Source organism: Staphylococcus argenteus (assembly GCF_000236925.1).
Lineage (GTDB): Bacteria > Bacillota > Bacilli > Staphylococcales > Staphylococcaceae > Staphylococcus > Staphylococcus argenteus.
The window spans coordinates 1872935-1890094 of the sequence record NC_016941.1; the positions used below are offsets into that span (position 1 = coordinate 1872935).

10 protein-coding genes, 28 tRNA genes and 3 rRNA genes are annotated in these 17160 nt (G+C 38.8%); 1 reads left to right on the forward strand and 40 read right to left on the reverse strand.

The window, feature by feature from the left end:
- Window positions 1-83 precede the first annotated feature (83 nt).
- The 9 genes from fumC to SAMSHR1132_RS08930 form a co-directional block, all read right to left on the reverse strand.
- Window positions 84-1469, reverse strand: coding sequence for a class II fumarate hydratase (gene fumC, locus SAMSHR1132_RS08890; RefSeq protein ID WP_000116241.1), 1386 nt, complete (start codon window positions 1467-1469; stop codon window positions 84-86).
- A 170-nt stretch (window positions 1470-1639) separates the two neighbouring features.
- The gene (locus SAMSHR1132_RS08895) at window positions 1640-2041 is read right to left on the reverse strand and encodes a hypothetical protein (protein ID WP_000901017.1); all 402 of its coding nucleotides are present in this window, start codon (window positions 2039-2041) and stop codon (window positions 1640-1642) included.
- A gap of 462 nt (window positions 2042-2503) precedes the next feature.
- Window positions 2504-2659, reverse strand: a complete 156-nt coding sequence (locus tag SAMSHR1132_RS08900) for an SAS053 family DNA gyrase inhibitor (protein WP_000031103.1) — start codon at window positions 2657-2659, stop codon at window positions 2504-2506.
- Between the two features lie 32 nt (window positions 2660-2691).
- Window positions 2692-3291: a 6-phosphogluconolactonase gene (locus tag SAMSHR1132_RS08905; RefSeq protein ID WP_001251215.1), complete on the reverse strand. Its 600-nt coding sequence runs from the start codon at window positions 3289-3291 to the stop codon at window positions 2692-2694.
- Between the two features lie 158 nt (window positions 3292-3449).
- Window positions 3450-3920: a tRNA (uridine(34)/cytosine(34)/5-carboxymethylaminomethyluridine(34)-2'-O)-methyltransferase TrmL gene (gene trmL / locus SAMSHR1132_RS08910; protein WP_000181399.1), complete on the reverse strand. Its 471-nt coding sequence runs from the start codon at window positions 3918-3920 to the stop codon at window positions 3450-3452.
- Window position 3921: 1 nt separating this feature from the next.
- A complete protein-coding gene (gene queG, locus SAMSHR1132_RS08915) occupies window positions 3922-5052 on the reverse strand; it encodes a tRNA epoxyqueuosine(34) reductase QueG (RefSeq protein ID WP_000379994.1) in 1131 nt (376 codons plus the stop codon).
- Window positions 5053-5202: 150 nt separating this feature from the next.
- The gene (locus SAMSHR1132_RS08920; RefSeq protein WP_000590808.1) at window positions 5203-5925 is read right to left on the reverse strand and encodes an amino acid ABC transporter ATP-binding protein; all 723 of its coding nucleotides are present in this window, start codon (window positions 5923-5925) and stop codon (window positions 5203-5205) included.
- A complete protein-coding gene (locus tag SAMSHR1132_RS08925) occupies window positions 5918-7375 on the reverse strand; it encodes an ABC transporter substrate-binding protein/permease (protein ID WP_000649887.1) in 1458 nt (485 codons plus the stop codon). The genes SAMSHR1132_RS08920 and SAMSHR1132_RS08925 overlap by 8 nt, the downstream gene beginning before the upstream one ends.
- Before the next feature lie 237 nt (window positions 7376-7612).
- Window positions 7613-8674: a PTS transporter subunit IIC gene (locus SAMSHR1132_RS08930; RefSeq protein WP_000072396.1), complete on the reverse strand. Its 1062-nt coding sequence runs from the start codon at window positions 8672-8674 to the stop codon at window positions 7613-7615.
- A gap of 129 nt (window positions 8675-8803) precedes the next feature.
- Here SAMSHR1132_RS08930 and SAMSHR1132_RS14445 point away from each other — a divergent pair, with 129 nt between their 5' ends.
- Complete coding sequence (locus tag SAMSHR1132_RS14445) at window positions 8804-8890, forward strand: hypothetical protein (protein WP_405127604.1); 87 nt, start codon at window positions 8804-8806, stop codon at window positions 8888-8890.
- A gap of 71 nt (window positions 8891-8961) precedes the next feature.
- On the opposite strand, the gene SAMSHR1132_RS08935 is transcribed toward SAMSHR1132_RS14445, so the two are convergent.
- The 31 genes from SAMSHR1132_RS08935 to SAMSHR1132_RS09080 all read right to left on the reverse strand — a co-directional run bounded on the left by SAMSHR1132_RS08935 (window position 8962) and on the right by SAMSHR1132_RS09080 (window position 16548).
- Window positions 8962-9045 (reverse strand) — tRNA-Leu (locus tag SAMSHR1132_RS08935).
- Window positions 9046-9083: 38 nt separating this feature from the next.
- Window positions 9084-9158, reverse strand: a tRNA-Gly gene (locus SAMSHR1132_RS14120).
- Window positions 9159-9263: 105 nt separating this feature from the next.
- Window positions 9264-9338: transfer RNA gene (locus tag SAMSHR1132_RS08940), tRNA-Gly, on the reverse strand.
- 7 nt (window positions 9339-9345) lie between these two features.
- Window positions 9346-9419, reverse strand: a tRNA-Cys gene (locus SAMSHR1132_RS08945).
- A 5-nt stretch (window positions 9420-9424) separates the two neighbouring features.
- Window positions 9425-9496 (reverse strand) — tRNA-Gln (locus tag SAMSHR1132_RS08950).
- Window positions 9497-9507: 11 nt separating this feature from the next.
- Window positions 9508-9580, reverse strand: a tRNA-His gene (locus tag SAMSHR1132_RS08955).
- Between the two features lie 2 nt (window positions 9581-9582).
- Window positions 9583-9656: transfer RNA gene (locus SAMSHR1132_RS08960), tRNA-Trp, on the reverse strand.
- 12 nt (window positions 9657-9668) lie between these two features.
- Window positions 9669-9749, reverse strand: a tRNA-Tyr gene (locus tag SAMSHR1132_RS08965).
- A 7-nt stretch (window positions 9750-9756) separates the two neighbouring features.
- Window positions 9757-9832: transfer RNA gene (locus tag SAMSHR1132_RS08970), tRNA-Thr, on the reverse strand.
- 7 nt (window positions 9833-9839) lie between these two features.
- A tRNA-Phe gene (locus SAMSHR1132_RS08975) sits at window positions 9840-9912 on the reverse strand.
- An 18-nt stretch (window positions 9913-9930) separates the two neighbouring features.
- A tRNA-Asp gene (locus SAMSHR1132_RS08980) sits at window positions 9931-10006 on the reverse strand.
- Between the two features lie 10 nt (window positions 10007-10016).
- Window positions 10017-10090: transfer RNA gene (locus SAMSHR1132_RS08985), tRNA-Met, on the reverse strand.
- A 14-nt stretch (window positions 10091-10104) separates the two neighbouring features.
- Window positions 10105-10197 (reverse strand) — tRNA-Ser (locus tag SAMSHR1132_RS08990).
- A gap of 38 nt (window positions 10198-10235) precedes the next feature.
- Window positions 10236-10311 (reverse strand) — tRNA-Asp (locus SAMSHR1132_RS08995).
- A gap of 10 nt (window positions 10312-10321) precedes the next feature.
- Window positions 10322-10411 (reverse strand) — tRNA-Ser (locus SAMSHR1132_RS09000).
- A gap of 9 nt (window positions 10412-10420) precedes the next feature.
- Window positions 10421-10494, reverse strand: a tRNA-Ile gene (locus SAMSHR1132_RS09005).
- 28 nt (window positions 10495-10522) lie between these two features.
- Window positions 10523-10596: transfer RNA gene (locus tag SAMSHR1132_RS09010), tRNA-Met, on the reverse strand.
- Window positions 10597-10616: 20 nt separating this feature from the next.
- Window positions 10617-10692: transfer RNA gene (locus SAMSHR1132_RS09015), tRNA-Ala, on the reverse strand.
- 17 nt (window positions 10693-10709) lie between these two features.
- A tRNA-Pro gene (locus SAMSHR1132_RS09020) sits at window positions 10710-10783 on the reverse strand.
- A gap of 9 nt (window positions 10784-10792) precedes the next feature.
- A tRNA-Arg gene (locus tag SAMSHR1132_RS09025) sits at window positions 10793-10866 on the reverse strand.
- An 18-nt stretch (window positions 10867-10884) separates the two neighbouring features.
- A tRNA-Leu gene (locus SAMSHR1132_RS09030) sits at window positions 10885-10973 on the reverse strand.
- An 11-nt stretch (window positions 10974-10984) separates the two neighbouring features.
- Window positions 10985-11059 (reverse strand) — tRNA-Gly (locus tag SAMSHR1132_RS09035).
- Window positions 11060-11062: 3 nt separating this feature from the next.
- A tRNA-Leu gene (locus tag SAMSHR1132_RS09040) sits at window positions 11063-11144 on the reverse strand.
- Between the two features lie 3 nt (window positions 11145-11147).
- A tRNA-Lys gene (locus SAMSHR1132_RS09045) sits at window positions 11148-11223 on the reverse strand.
- Window positions 11224-11228: 5 nt separating this feature from the next.
- A tRNA-Thr gene (locus SAMSHR1132_RS09050) sits at window positions 11229-11304 on the reverse strand.
- Between the two features lie 16 nt (window positions 11305-11320).
- A tRNA-Val gene (locus SAMSHR1132_RS09055) sits at window positions 11321-11396 on the reverse strand.
- 11 nt (window positions 11397-11407) lie between these two features.
- Window positions 11408-11522 (reverse strand): 5S ribosomal RNA (rrf, locus tag SAMSHR1132_RS09060).
- Between the two features lie 72 nt (window positions 11523-11594).
- A 23S ribosomal RNA gene (locus SAMSHR1132_RS09065) occupies window positions 11595-14518 on the reverse strand.
- Between the two features lie 214 nt (window positions 14519-14732).
- Window positions 14733-14808: transfer RNA gene (locus SAMSHR1132_RS09070), tRNA-Ala, on the reverse strand.
- A 20-nt stretch (window positions 14809-14828) separates the two neighbouring features.
- Window positions 14829-14905: transfer RNA gene (locus SAMSHR1132_RS09075), tRNA-Ile, on the reverse strand.
- A 91-nt stretch (window positions 14906-14996) separates the two neighbouring features.
- Window positions 14997-16548: ribosomal RNA gene (locus tag SAMSHR1132_RS09080) — 16S ribosomal RNA — on the reverse strand.
- The 16S, 23S and 5S rRNA genes sit together here with 28 tRNA genes alongside, the layout of an rRNA operon.
- Between the last annotated feature and the right edge of the window lie 612 nt (window positions 16549-17160).

The window sequence follows — 17160 nt, forward strand, 5'->3', positions numbered from 1 at the left end:
AATAATTTTTATCACAAAAAAATAAAGCTTGGAACATCACATTAGCATGTAATGCCCAAACTTCATTATATATAAGTATTGAATTAGTGTGGATCCACCATATCTTCTGGCTTAATCCAAGCTTCAAATTGTTCCTCTGTTACATATCCTGTTTGAATTGCAGATTCTTTTAAAGTTAAGCCTTCTTTGTGGGCCTTTTTAGCAATTTGTGCTGCTTTCTCGTAACCGATATGTGGATTTAATGCTGTAACTAACATTAACGATTGATTTAGATAATTATCAATATTCTCTTCGATTGGTTCTATGCCTACAGCACAATTATTATTAAATGTTTCCATGCCATCAGCTAAAAGATAAATAGATTGTAATGTATTATGCATAATTACTGGCTTATATACATTTAATTCGAAGTTACCTTGAGAGCTTGCAAATCCAACAACCGTATCATTACCCATAACTTGAACAGCAACCATCGTTAACATTTCACATTGTGTTGGGTTAACTTTACCAGGCATAATAGATGATCCCGGTTCATTTTCAGGGATAGAAATTTCTGCTAAACCAGCTCTTGGTCCAGAAGCCAACCATCTTACATCATTAGCAATTTTCATTAAATCACCAGCTAATGCTTTTAATGTCCCATGTAACTGTACAACTTCATCGTGCGCAGTTAATGCATGGAATTTATTTTCAGAAGATACAAATGGATAACCAGTATTTTCAGAAATATATTGTGCAACTTTATCACCAAAGTCAGGATGCGCATTGATTCCAGTACCTACCGCTGTACCACCAATAGCAAGGTTTAAAATATGTTTTTTAGATTCTGATAACATTGTATCGCATCGATCCAACATATATCTCCAACCACTAATTTCTTGCCCTAATTTGATTGGTGTTGCATCTTGTAAATGTGTTCGTCCAATTTTAATAATTGAATCAAACTTATCTTCTTTTTCTTTCAAGGTATTTCTTAAAAGTTTTAAAGCTGGTTCTAATTTTGTTTCGACTTCATGATACAATGCTACGTGCATCGCTGTTGGGAATGTATCATTGGAACTTTGCGATTTATTAACGTCATCATTAGGGTGAATGCTTTCATCACTTTGATGTTCTTTTAAATACATGTTTGCAACGAAGCTTACTACTTCATTCACATTCATGTTACTTTGCGTCCCGCTTCCAGTTTGCCATACAACAAGTGGGAAGTGTTCATCTAGCTCACCGGCTAAGATTCGGTCACAAGCGTATACAATGGCATCTTTTTTGGCTTCACTTAATTTTCCTAAGTCAAAATTAGCTAATGCTGCTGCACGTTTTAATTGTGCAAAACCATAGACCACTTCAATTGGCATACGCTCTTTACCAACTGGGAAATTTCTCTTACTTCTTTCAGTTTGAGCACCCCAATATTTATCTGCTGGTACTTCTATTTCTCCAAAAGTATCATGTTCAATTCTTACTGACATTCATTTTCTCCCCTTATCAATGTTTATTTATCTGTAGTATATCACTAAATAATTTATTTGAGCAATTTATGATTAAAACGTTTTCATTTATTTAAAATAAAAATACACTAACCGAAAGTACATCGCTATTCAACAGCAACACTTACTTTCAATTAGTGTATATATTTTAATTAATTTACTTTACGATATTTTGTTTTTGTAGCATCTACTGTCGCGATTGCAGTTAATATATACAATACTGCACTAATAATTGTTGTATACGGATTTAATGATACTAGTGTTCCTAAAAATCCTGATAAACTTGAGTAAAAACCATCAAGTGTGTAATACAATATACCAGTAATTAGTAAACAACAAATAACACTTATTACGATGCCAGATTGATTACTTTTAATGAATGTTTGAGCATTAACATCATCAATTAATCCTTTTGATAAGTTAAGCTGTAATTTCACTACTTTAAAAATAACCGGCAAATAAAGCGCACCGACAGCCAATGGAAATGCTTTAATTGATATTAAACTTATGATTACAGTTACTATCAATAAATGAATCCAATATTTTCCTAACATATACGTATAAATCTCCTCTATTTTCATTCTTCAATAGCATATCATAATCGAACCATTTTAAGAAATGTGTTCAATATTTTATTAATAATACTATTAAGCTGTGTTGTTAAATGTTATATTTTGTGTCACGGATTTAAAATTTATTTTGAATGATGATTTTATATTATCAAAACTTGTTTTTAATTGCATAAATACGGGAGCAATTTTTTATTATGCTTTAGAATTTAGCTAATTTTGTGAGTTAAAAATAATTGTGATTTAAATTGCTATTTAGTTTTTTGAATCAATTTTTATCGTTTTTTTTATTATTTCTGTCACACCCCTTCTTTTTAAAATAAAAAGTTAGGTAACAATATGCTACCTAACTTTTGTAATGGGATTATTTGTAACTCAATTAAAATAGTATTGAATCAATGTATTATTCCATATAAAAATCAATCATTAATTTAAATTGCTAATCATTTAATGGCTATTCTTTTCATCAGTACTCTTCTCTTGATCATTTTGATCTGAAATTTGTTCCATCTCTTTACCTAATTCTTTTAAATCTTCAAAATCAGTTACCATACTGTTTTCTTCTTCGTGATAATTTAATTTTGCATCTTTATCTTTAGACATTTTAATCCCTCACAGATTTTTAATTAAGCAAATTAAGCAAAGCGAGATGTAAAGTAAGCTTTGACATCTTCAGGTAAACCTGCAGCCGCTTCTTTATCAAGAATAACATTTACCATTCTATGTGATTTTAAGTCAGATGGTTCGAAACTTGTTTTACCATTTTCTTGGTATAATTTTTCAACAACTTCCTTTTTATTAGCACCTGTCACAACTAAAAATATTTCTCTCGCTTCCATTAAACCTTGGCGGATACTAACATTTAATTTTCCTTGCTCATCAATAGAAACAACTTGTAATGTTAGTTTGCCTTTATTTTCTTTAGTTTTAATTTTGTCAGAGATAAATTCAATAGCATCTTTTTCAAACGCAATTGGATAGATTTGACTTGCTGGCACGCCTAATGCTTCAAAATAAGATTTTTTATTGTCATAATCTAAAATATTTATTTGACTAAAATCAACAGCGTGTTTCTCAACGTTTTTCTTTAGTTCATCTAATATTGGTGCTTGGTCTGTATCCAAATGAAAACCTGCAATTGTAGTAGGATTATTGTTAAATTGTTTTCTAATAATATCTGCAGCATATTCTGCTACAAGTTGACTGTTGTCAAATACTTTAAAGTTCATTGCCATGATCTTTACACTCCTCTTAGTTTGCATTTTACATAAAAACGGCGATATTAATATTTATTATACCCTAACTTGTACTATATCAAACCATTTACCTTTTGCATGTACTTTATTTAAATATAGCATTTAAAGCCTTGTTTTTATAATGATTTTATACATTTTTAGTTTAATCCTGGAAAATCTTGTTGACGTAATGCTTCATAAATTAGCAACGCCGCAGTATTTGATAAATTCAGTGAACGAATGTGTTCACTCATAGGTATTCTTAATGCTGTTTCTTGATACTTTTCTTTAACCCAATCTGGTAAACCTGTTGTTTCTTTTCCAAAAATAAAATAATAATCTTTATCTTGACTTGAAAAATCAAAATGACTATAAGTCTTTTTGCCAAATTTTGTTAATAAATAGTATTCACCACTAGTTGTTTCAAAAAATGCTTCAATACTTTCGTGATAAGTAATATTCACAAATTCCCAGTAATCTAATCCTGCTCTTTTTAACATTTTATCATCCGTTCTAAAACCAAGTGGCTTAATTAAATGTAAATGTGTATTAGTTCCTGCACACGTACGTGCAATATTTCCAGTATTAGCTGGAATCTCAGGTTGATATAAAACGATATGATTTGTCATGTTACTTTTCTCTCCTTGTTTCTATTCCTTTTATCATTTCCTGTTGGACTTCCGCATCCTCTTTTTCATAATTTGCGTTGATAAAGTCTTTAGCATCATCACCAAGAATTTGACCAATTGCCCAATAAGCAGTTGCTCGAATCATAGGTCTTTCATCTGTAGTTGCAACTTTTTTCAATTCTGGAATTGCATCCACTTCATTAAAGTGTGCTAATGCCAAAATAGCATTTCGTTGTATAGGTTTTTTACCTCGCCAAGCACCTGCAAGGTGACCATATGTTTGTTTAAATTCTTTATTAGACATACTTAATAACGGTATAAGTCTTGGCTTCAAAATTTCTGGCTCTAAAATAATATCATCTTGTTCTGTGTTAATACCACGATTTTTCGGACAAACTTGCTGACATGTATCGCATCCATAAAGTCTATTTCCAATTTTATATCGATATTGATCTGGCATATAACCTTTTGTTTGTGTTAAAAAACTAATGCATTTTTGACTATTTAATTGGCCATTTCCAACTAATGCACTTGTTGGACAACGATCAACACAAATCGTGCAATCACCACAGCTATCTAATAATGGGTCATCAGGTTCAAAAGGTATACTGACTAACATTTCACCTAGATATGTCCACGTACCTAAATTTGGATTTATGACAAATCCATTTCTACCAACAAATCCTAACCCAGCACGTTCTGCAACAGCTCTATCTGATAACACACCTGTATCTACCATCGATTTTATTTCAACATTTGGAACTTTAGATTCAATGAATGCTGCCAACTTGTCTAATCGTTTACGCATAATTGAATGATAATCTTGCCCCCACGATGCTCTTGCAAATAAACCTCTACGGTCTCCTCTAACACTCTTAGGTGCGCCCTTTAATTTATTAGGGTAACCCACCGCTATTGCTATAATCGATCTTGCTGTTGGTAATGATAGTTTTGGCTCTGTCCGTAAAGCAATATCAGACTCTTCAAATCCTGAGGCATAACCGTTTGAATGATATGCTTCAAGCTTTTGCTTCAATTCATCAAAGGGATCTGCAGTAGTAAACCCAATACTGTCGATTCCGATTGTATATGCATAATCAATGATATCTTGCTTTAACTGCTTTGTATCCAATCGTATGCCCCCCATAAAATAATACTATGTTATTTTAACACAACCATTATTCATATTGATGTTTCATTTCACATTATTTAAATAATGAAAAGCTTGAATATATGATATAACTTTGTGGGTCGTATCATATATTCAAGCTTCGTTGTGTAGTTATAATACTCTTGATAAGAAATTCTGTGTTCTTTCGTGTTGTGGATGTTCGAAGATTTCATTTGGTGTTCCAGATTCTACAACGACACCATCCGCCATAAATATGACTTTGTCACTGACATCTTTGGCAAAGCCCATTTCATGTGTAACAACTACCATGGTCATACCTTCTTTGGCTAAGTCTTTCATTACTTTTAATACATCACCAACAACCTCAGGATCTAATGCTGAAGTTGGTTCATCGAATAAGATAACATCTGGTTGCATTGCTAGCGCCCTTGCAATTGCTACCCTTTGTTTTTGACCACCGGATAATTGATTAGGATATACATTTGCTTTTTCTTTTAAACCTACTTTATCTAGAAGTGAAATAGCTTCTTGATGCAATGCTTCATTATCATCTTTTTTCAGTAATTTAGGTGCTAATATTATATTATCGACAACTTTTTTATGTGGAAACAGATTAAAGTTTTGGAAAACCATGCCCATCTTTTGGCGTAATTTGTCGACTTGTGTTCCTTTTTTTGTTAAATCATTTCCTTCAAATATTACTTGTCCTTTAGTAGGTTCTTCTAATAAATTCATACATCTTAACAATGTACTTTTGCCACTACCTGATGGACCAATAATTGCTACAACTTCACCTTGATTGATTTCAAGATTGATATCTTTTAATACTTCATTATCTCCAAATACTTTATTAAGATTATTAATTTTAATCACTAGCGCTCAATCTCCCTTCAATCATGTTCATAATACGTGTAAGAACGAATGTTAATACAAAGTATAATGCTGCAGCAACTAATAATGGTGTAAATGGATCAAACGAAATTCCTTGTACCACTTGAGCATTAAACATAATCTCACCAACTCCAATTGTTGAAACAATGGACGATTCTTTTATTAAAGTAACAAATTCATTTCCAAGTGCTGGTAAAATATTTTTAATAGCTTGTGGCATAATTACGCTTTTCATTGTTTGTCTATAATTTAATCCTAAGCTTCGAGCTGCCTCCATTTGTCCTTTATCAACTGCATTAATACCTGCTCTAATAATTTCGGCAATATATGCTGAAGAATTAATGACCAAAGCAATTGTTCCGCAAACTAATGCTGAAATATCTAATCCTAATGCAGCAGTTATACCAAAGAATACGATAAATACTTGGACTAACATTGGTGTTCCTCTTAAAATTTCGATATAAATTGAAGCAATCCATGATATGATTTTAATCTTACTTAATTTCATTAGGGCAACAAATGCTCCCAAAATTGAACCTAATGCCACACCAATAAATGAAATTAATATTGTTATTTTTATACCTTTCCAGAAAAAGCTACCATACTTTGAAATAAAACCACTGTCATCATTCATTGCATTTGCTGCATTGGTCATATATTTATCAATGAGCCCTTTATCCTTAACCTCTTTAATCGATTTATTAATTTGTGATAATAGTTTTGGTGAATCTTTTGGCACTGCAATCACTGTATCTTTTTCTTCTTCATTAAATTTTATATTTGAAATACCTAATTTAGGATTTTGTTTTAAATATGCTTCTGCAACCGGCTTTTCTACCACTGCACCTTCTACTTTTCCACTTTTTAGTGCTAATATTACGTCTGGTAAACGGCTCAATGAAGTAATTGAAGCATTTTCAATTTCTGTTTGTGCAATTTTTTCTTGTTCTGTACCCTTTTGTGCACCTATTTTTTTATTATTAAAATCTTTAATGTCTTTATAATCGTTCACTTTATCCTTTTTAACAAGCATAATATTTTTAGTCATCATATATGAATCTGAAAAATCAACTTGTTTTTTACGTTCAGGTGTTGACGTCATACCAGAAATAATAATATCTATTTTCCCAGTTTTTAATGCTCCTAATAAACTATCAAAAGACATATTTACAATTTTTAATTTTAAATGATTATCTTTTGCGATCTTTTTAGCTAAATCAATGTCTACACCAGCATATTCCGTCTTCCCATTAACTGTATGCTCAAATTCCATTGGTGCATAATCTGCTGAAAGACCAACTCTAATTTCTCCGCGTTCTTTGATTTTTTCCCAAGTCTGATCTTGTTCAGCATGCGCAATTGGGTTGATATATATAATTGCACTGCTTAATAAAAAACCTAATACTAATATAACCCTAAATAAACACTTCATTTGTGCACCCCTCTCTAATTAATATTCATAATTATACATATTAATACATTTTGATGCAATAGTGTTTTTAAAATTGTATTTTTATCAATATAGAGGGATGAGAAAATTAAACGATCAATCTTTTTTCTAATAGTTTTCTTACTTGAACATAGAATTTCAACTTAAAAAAGCGCCACTATCAACAATTGTTAATGATAGCGACGCTAAATTTTTTTAAATTCGTATTAAATCGATTGATTACTGTTTTGGAACTTCAAATTTATATATATCATTTGAATAAGATGGTATAAATTTTTTACATAGTTCATGTACGATAAATGCAGAAACAAATGGAATTACAAAATAACCTAATGCTAATAAAATGATATTCATTGTTGGGTCACCAGACATACGATTATATGCATTAATTGGCCCTACTAATCCTGTATAACCAAATCCAGCAGACAATGGTGTCCCTTTAACCTGAAGAACGTAAGCTATAATTCCAGTAATTACTCCATTTATGGTTAAAGGAATTGAAATAATTAGGTTTTTCAAATATACGGGTATCATCATTTTAGCTGCACCAATTAATAAAACTGCATTCACACCTATAGAATTAACACGTAGTGATCCAAATAAGAATGTAACGCAAGCTGCTACAATTCCTAAGTTAGCTGCACCACTACCAAGCCCATTTAAACTAATAGCAGTTGCGATTGCTACTAAAGATATAGGTGTTACCATTAATAATGAAAATGCAACACTTATTAGTATAGACATTAATAAAGGATTTAAGTCAGTAAATGAATGTATTACATTTCCAATAGCTTGAGTAATTTTACGAACATAAGGTAGTGTAAGAAGACCAATTCCCCCACTTACTATTGGCACCAATACTGGTAAGATAATTAATTCAAATGAGCCTAGTTTATTTTGCAGAATCATATATAATAAACAAGCAATTATAACGACAAGGCTTGCATTGATAATGTCACCAATTCCTTTTAACATAAAACCATTGTTATTAAAAACTACTGCCCCAGAACCAATCATCGCAGAAGTACCAACAATTGCAGCACCTGCTCCATTGAATTTAAATTGATGAGCAGCCAATACACCAATTATAAAAGCCATAAAGGATTGTATAAGAATAACTAATTGATAGATCAATTCTAAAATTTCATTGCCACTTTTAAATATTTTTAAAACTTCACCTAATAAAGCGTTAGGAACGAGCGCTATAACGACACCTGCTCCAATAGAATTTAAAATTTTACTGAAAAATTGTTTGTTTTCAGCATTTTTAGTGTTACTCATAAACGACCTCCAATTTAAACATTAACTCAATAATATTATAGAAAATCATCATTAACAATGACTTGTTAATATATTTAATCTAAAAATAAAACTCTAAAAGTTGTAATTTAAAATAGTTCTTTAAATTATATACCCACCACATTTGGTGGAGAACCTAAATTAATTATATACCCATCACATTTGGTGGAGAACCAATTTTTCATTTGGATTAAATGATATATAAATAAAAAGAAACCCTGTAAAACAAGGTTTCTAATACGTTATGTTATGTAAATTACAGTTAATTATACCGGCGGTCGGGGTCGAACCGACACTCCACGAATGGAACGGGATTTTGAGTCCCGCGCGTCTGCCAATTCCGCCACGCCGGCTTAATGGTAAACAAAAAACTTCCCTTTGGAAGTAATCATGGAGCGGAAGATAGGATTTACACCTATACCTCGTTCCGGGAAGGAACGTGTTCTAAAAGTTGAACTACTCCCGCATGTATTAAATTATGGAGCGGAAGATAGGATTTACACCTATATCTCATTCCAGGAAGGAATGTATTCTAAGAGTTGAAATACTCCCGCATTGTTATTAAAAATTATGGAGCGGAAGATAGGATTTGCACCTATACCTCGTTCCGGGAAGGAACGTGTTCTAAAAGTTGAACTACTCCCGCATAAACCTGGAGGCGGCAACCGGATTTGAACCGGTGATAAAGGTTTTGCAGACCTCTGCCTTACCACTTGGCTATGCCGCCAATAACTGGGCTAGCTGGATTCGAACCAACGAGTGACGGAGTCAAAGTCCGTTGCCTTACCGCTTGGCTATAGCCCATTAATAATAAGGGCGGCTGAAGGGGATCGAACCCTCGAATGTCGGAACCACAATCCGATGTGTTAACCACTTCACCACAGCCGCCATGGCAGGGGCAGTAGGAATCGAACCCACACCAAAGGTTTTGGAGACCTCTATTCTACCGTTGAACTATGCCCCTATTAAAATTAAATGGAGGGGGGCAGATTCGAACTGCCGAACCCGAAGGAGCGGATTTACAGTCCGCCGCGTTTAGCCACTTCGCTACCCCTCCATAAAAATGGTGCCGGCCAGAGGACTTGAACCCCCAACCTACTGATTACAAGTCAGTTGCTCTACCAATTGAGCTAGGCCGGCAAAGGAATGGTTCAGGACAGAGTCGAACTGCCGACACATGGAGCTTCAATCCATTGCTCTACCAACTGAGCTACTGAACCATAATAAAAATGTAATGATGGCGGTCTCGACGGGAATCGAACCCGCGATCTCCTGCGTGACAGGCAGGCGTGTTAACCGCTACACTACGAGACCTATAAAAATATTGCGGGAGGCGGATTTGAACCACCGACCTTCGGGTTATGAGCCCGACGAGCTACCGAACTGCTCCATCCCGCGATAATAAAAAATAATGGCGGAGGAAGAGGGATTCGAACCCCCGCGGCCCGTTAAGGCCCTGTCGGTTTTCAAGACCGATCCCTTCAGCCGGACTTGGGTATTCCTCCATTATTATAGGTAAATCGCTATTAATTATAAAATTAAATGGCGGTCTCGACGGGAATCGAACCCGCGATCTCCTGCGTGACAGGCAGGCGTGTTAACCGCTACACTACGAGACCATTTGTAAAACGGAGGAAGAGGGATTCGAACCCCCGCGAGCCGTTAAGCCCCTGTCGGTTTTCAAGACCGATCCCTTCAGCCGGACTTGGGTATTCCTCCAAAATTATATGGACCTTGCAGGACTCGAACCTGCGACCGAACGGTTATGAGCCGTTAGCTCTAACCAACTGAGCTAAAGGTCCTAAATATAATTTTACAACTAATAAATAGTGGCGGTGGAGGGGATCGAACCCCCGACCTCACGGGTATGAACCGTACGCTCTAGCCAGCTGAGCTACACCGCCTTATATAGTTTGTAAATAAATGGTGGAGACTAGCGGGATCGAACCGCTGACCTCCTGCGTGCAAAGCAGGCGCTCTCCCAGCTGAGCTAAGCCCCCATTATAATTACAGTATATCGGGAAGACAGGATTCGAACCTGCGACCCCTTGGTCCCAAACCAAGTGCTCTACCAAGCTGAGCTACTTCCCGTATAATTAACGCGCCCGATAGGAGTCGAACCCATAACCTCTTGATCCGTAGTCAAACGCTCTATCCAATTGAGCTACGGGCGCATGTATTTTTATTGAAAATGGTGCCGAGGACCGGAATCGAACCGGTACGGTGATCACTCACCGCAGGATTTTAAGTCCTGTGCGTCTGCCAGTTCCGCCACCCCGGCACTATAAAAAATGGAGCAGAAGACGGGATTCGAACCCGCGACCCCAACCTTGGCAAGGTTGTATTCTACCGCTGAACTACTTCTGCTTATGCGGGTGAAGGGAGTCGAACCCCCACGCCGTAAGGCGCTAGATCCTAAGTCTAGTGCGTCTGCCAATTCCGCCACACCCGCAAATGGTGAGCCATAGAGGATTCGAACCTCTGACCCTCTGATTAAAAGTCAGATGCTCTACCAACTGAGCTAATGGCTCTTCCATGGTGCCGGCCAGAGGACTTGAACCCCCAACCTACTGATTACAAGTCAGTTGCTCTACCAATTGAGCTAGGCCGGCAATATGTAAGAATAAATGGTGGAGAATGACGGGTTCGAACCGCCGACCCTCTGCTTGTAAGGCAGATGCTCTCCCAGCTGAGCTAATTCTCCAAATATATCTTGCCTGGCAACGTTCTACTCTAGCGGAACGTAAGTCCAACTACCATCGACGCTAAGGAGCTTAACTTCTGTGTTCGGCATGGGAACAGGTGTGACCTCCTTGCTATAGTCACCAGACATATGAATGTAGATTATACATTCAAAACTAGATAGTAAGTAAAAGTTATTTTGCTTCGCAAAACATTTATTTTGATTAAGTCTTCGATCGATTAGTATTCGTCAGCTCCACATGTCACCATGCTTCCACCTCGAACCTATTAACCTCATCATCTTTGAGGGATCTTATAACCGAAGTTGGGAAATCTCATCTTGAGGGGGGCTTCATGCTTAGATGCTTTCAGCACTTATCCCGTCCACACATAGCTACCCAGCTATGCCGTTGGCACGACAACTGGTACACCAGAGGTATGTCCATCCCGGTCCTCTCGTACTAAGGACAGCTCCTCTCAAATTTCCTACGCCCACGACGGATAGGGACCGAACTGTCTCACGACGTTCTGAACCCAGCTCGCGTACCGCTTTAATGGGCGAACAGCCCAACCCTTGGGACCGACTACAGCCCCAGGATGCGATGAGCCGACATCGAGGTGCCAAACCTCCCCGTCGATGTGAACTCTTGGGGGAGATAAGCCTGTTATCCCCGGGGTAGCTTTTATCCGTTGAGCGATGGCCCTTCCATGCGGAACCACCGGATCACTAAGTCCGTCTTTCGACCCTGCTCGACTTGTAGGTCTCGCAGTCAAGCTCCCTTATGCCTTTACACTCTATGAATGATTTCCAACCATTCTGAGGGAACCTTTGAGCGCCTCCGTTACCTTTTAGGAGGCGACCGCCCCAGTCAAACTGCCCGCCTGACACTGTCTCCCACCACGATAAGTGGTGCGGGTTAGAAAGCCAACACAGCTAGGGTAGTATCCCACCAGCGCCTCCACGTAAGCTAGCGCTCACGTTTCAAAGGCTCCTACCTATCCTGTACAAGCTGTGCCGAATTTCAATATCAGGCTACAGTAAAGCTCCACGGGGTCTTTCCGTCCTGTCGCGGGTAACCTGCATCTTCACAGGTACTATGATTTCACCGAGTCTCTCGTTGAGACAGTGCCCAAATCGTTACGCCTTTCGTGCGGGTCGGAACTTACCCGACAAGGAATTTCGCTACCTTAGGACCGTTATAGTTACGGCCGCCGTTTACTGGGGCTTCGATTCGTAGCTTCGCAGAAGCTAACCACTCCTCTTAACCTTCCAGCACCGGGCAGGCGTCAGCCCCTATACATCACCTTACGGTTTAGCAGAGACCTGTGTTTTTGATAAACAGTCGCTTGGGCCTATTCACTGCGGCTCTTCTGGGCGTTAACCCTAAAGAGCACCCCTTCTCCCGAAGTTACGGGGTCATTTTGCCGAGTTCCTTAACGAGAGTTCGCTCGCTCACCTTAGAATTCTCATCTTGACTACCTGTGTCGGTTTGCGGTACGGGCACCTATTTTCTATCTAGAGGCTTTTCTCGGCAGTGTGAAATCAACGACTCGAAGACACAATGTCTTCTCCCCATCACAGCTCAGCCTTAATGAGTACCGGATTTGCCTAATACTCAGCCTTACTGCTTAGACGTGCAATCCAATCGCACGCTTCGCCTATCCTACTGCGTCCCCCCCATCGATTAAAACGATTATAGGTGGTACAGGAATATCAACCTGTTATCCATCGCCTACGCCTGTCGGCCTCAGCTTAGGACCCGACTAACCCAGAGCGGACGAGCCTTCCTCTGGAAACCTTAGTCAATCGGTGGACGGGATTCTCACCCGTCTTTCGCTACTCACACCGGCATTCTCACTTCTAAGCGCTCCACATGTCCTTGCGATCATGCTTCAACGCCCTTAGAACGCTCTCCTACCATTGTCCAAAGGACAATCCACAGCTTCGGTAATATGTTTAGCCCCGGTACATTTTCGGCGCAGTGTCACTCGACTAGTGAGCTATTACGCACTCTTTAAATGATGGCTGCTTCTAAGCCAACATCCTAGTTGTCTGGGCAACGCCACATCCTTTTCCACTTAACATATATTTTGGGACCTTAGCTGGTGGTCTGGGCTGTTTCCCTTTCGAACACGGACCTTATCACCCATGTTCTGACTCCCAAGTTAAATTAATTGGCATTCGGAGTTTGTCTGAATTCGGTAACCCGAGAGGGGCCCCTCGTCCAAACAGTGCTCTACCTCCAATAATCATCACTTGAGGCTAGCCCTAAAGCTATTTCGGAGAGAACCAGCTATCTCCAGGTTCGATTGGAATTTCTCCGCTACCCTCAGTTCATCCGCTCACTTTTCAACGTAAGTCGGTTCGGTCCTCCATTCAGTGTTACCTGAACTTCAACCTGACCAAGGGTAGATCACCTGGTTTCGGGTCTACGACCAAATACTAAACGCCCTATTCAGACTCGCTTTCGCTACGGCTCCACATTTACTGCTTAACCTTGCATCAAATCGTAACTCGCCGGTTCATTCTACAAAAGGCACGCCATCACCCATTAACGGGCTCTGACTACTTGTAAGCACACGGTTTCAGGTTCTATTTCACTCCCCTTCCGGGGTGCTTTTCACCTTTCCCTCACGGTACTGGTTCACTATCGGTCACTAGAGAGTATTTAGCCTTAGGAGATGGTCCTCCCAGATTCCGACGGAATTTCACGTGCTCCGTCGTACTCAGGATCCACTCAAGAGAGACAACATTTTCGACTACAGGATTATTACCTTCTTTGATTCATCTTTCCAGATGATTCGTCTAATGTCGTCCTTTGTAACTCCGTATAGAGTGTCCTACAACCCCAACAAGCAAGCTTGTTGGTTTGGGCTCTTCCCGTTTCGCTCGCCGCTACTAAGGGAATCGAATTTTCTTTCTCTTCCTCCGGGTACTAAGATGTTTCAGTTCTCCGGGTGTGCCTTCTGATATGCTATGTATTCACATATCGATAACATGACATAACTCATGTTGGGTTTCCCCATTCGGAAATCTCTGGATCAAAGCTTACTTACAGCTCCCCAAAGCATATCGTCGTTAGTAACGTCCTTCATCGGCTTCTAGTGCCAAGGCATCCACCGTGCGCCCTTAATAACTTAATCTATGTTTCCACCATTTTTATAAGTCGAACGTTAACACGAAGTCACATTCTTTTATAAAAAGATTTAAACGCGTTATTAATCTTGTGAGTGTTCTTTCGAACACTAGCGATTATTTCTTATGAATTCAAGCTTATTTAAAACTCTTTATTCACTCGGTTTTGCTTGGTAAAATCTATATTTTACTTACTTATCTAGTTTTCAATGTACAAAATAATGGTGGAGACTAGCGGGATCGAACCGCTGACCTCCTGCGTGCAAAGCAGGCGCTCTCCCAGCTGAGCTAAGCCCCCATATATATAAATTAAATTAATGGTGGGCCTAAGTGGACTCGAACCACCGACCTCACGCTTATCAGGCGTGCGCTCTAACCAGCTGAGCTATAGGCCCATTAATTTGAATGTACAAACATTCAAAACTGAATACAATATGTCACGTTATTCCGCATCTTCTAAAGAAGATGCTCCGAATATATCCTTAGAAAGGAGGTGATCCAGCCGCACCTTCCGATACGGCTACCTTGTTACGACTTCACCCCAATCATTTGTCCCACCTTCGACGGCTAGCTCCTAAAAGGTTACTCCACCGGCTTCGGGTGTTACAAACTCTCGTGGTGTGACGGGCGGTGTGTACAAGACCCGGGAACGTATTCACCGTAGCATGCTGATCTACGATTACTAGCGATTCCAGCTTCATGTAGTCGAGTTGCAGACTACAATCCGAACTGAGAACAACTTTATGGGATTTGCTTGACCTCGCGGTTTCGCTGCCCTTTGTATTGTCCATTGTAGCACGTGTGTAGCCCAAATCATAAGGGGCATGATGATTTGACGTCATCCCCACCTTCCTCCGGTTTGTCACCGGCAGTCAACTTAGAGTGCCCAACTTAATGATGGCAACTAAGCTTAAGGGTTGCGCTCGTTGCGGGACTCAACCCAACATCTCACGACACGAGCTGACGACAACCATGCACCACCTGTCACTTTGTCCCCCGAAGGGGAAAGCTCTATCTCTAGAGTTGTCAAAGGATGTCAAGATTTGGTAAGGTTCTTCGCGTTGCTTCGAATTAAACCACATGCTCCACCGCTTGTGCGGGTCCCCGTCAATTCCTTTGAGTTTCAACCTTGCGGTCGTACTCCCCAGGCGGAGTGCTTAATGCGTTAGCTGCAGCACTAAGGGGCGGAAACCCCCTAACACTTAGCACTCATCGTTTACGGCGTGGACTACCAGGGTATCTAATCCTGTTTGATCCCCACGCTTTCGCACATCAGCGTCAGTTACAGACCAGAAAGTCGCCTTCGCCACTGGTGTTCCTCCATATCTCTGCGCATTTCACCGCTACACATGGAATTCCACTTTCCTCTTCTGCACTCAAGTTTTCCAGTTTCCAATGACCCTCCACGGTTGAGCCGTGGGCTTTCACATCAGACTTAAAAAACCGCCTACGCGCGCTTTACGCCCAATAATTCCGGATAACGCTTGCCACCTACGTATTACCGCGGCTGCTGGCACGTAGTTAGCCGTGGCTTTCTGATTAGGTACCGTCAAGATGTGCACAGTTACTTACACATATGTTCTTCCCTAATAACAGAGTTTTACGATCCGAAGACCTTCATCACTCACGCGGCGTTGCTCCGTCAGGCTTTCGCCCATTGCGGAAGATTCCCTACTGCTGCCTCCCGTAGGAGTCTGGACCGTGTCTCAGTTCCAGTGTGGCCGATCACCCTCTCAGGTCGGCTATGCATCGTTGCCTTGGTAAGCCGTTACCTTACCAACTAGCTAATGCAGCGCGGATCCATCTATAAGTGACAGCAAGACCGTCTTTCACTTTTGAACCATGCGGTTCAAAATATTATCCGGTATTAGCTCCGGTTTCCCGAAGTTATCCCAGTCTTATAGGTAGATTATCCACGTGTTACTCACCCGTCCGCCGCTAACATCAGAGAAGCAAGCTTCTCGTCCGTTCGCTCGACTTGCATGTATTAGGCACGCCGCCAGCGTTCATCCTGAGCCAGGATCAAACTCTCCATAAAAATTATGATGTTTGATTAGCTCATAAATACTAAATAATGTTTGTAACTAATAGTTACGTTTTTGGAATTAACGTTGACATATTGTCATTCAGTTTTCAATGTTCGTTTGATACTTACAAGATTTAATTATAACTTGTAAGTTTTTGTAAGTCAAGAATTATTTTTAATTATTTTATTTCTAAAAAATAAATTTCCTAACTCAATTAATTCGACAAATATTATTTTATTATGTATTTGTTTGAATTTCAATAGTCAAATTTACACTTTATTAATATTTTAAACCAAGAACTTAATCATTTAGTTTTTTAAATATTAGTGCCGTTTGACGACTTTTATATAATATCAAGTTATTCTAATAGAGTCAACATAAAACAACACTTATTTTGGTTTAAAAATTACCGTTGTAGTGATTAATTTCTATTTGGAAGAATTATATGTATTAAAAGTGTAATTCATTATCCTGTTTTAGCGGCTTAACAAGTAATTTACATGATAATCATACTCTCATAGTAGCTCTATATCTATTTTAATTCATGTAAAGTTTTCTTTTAATATGTATTTGAACTTCAGCTTATAATAATTCATTATAATTACACCTTCGCTTGTATACAT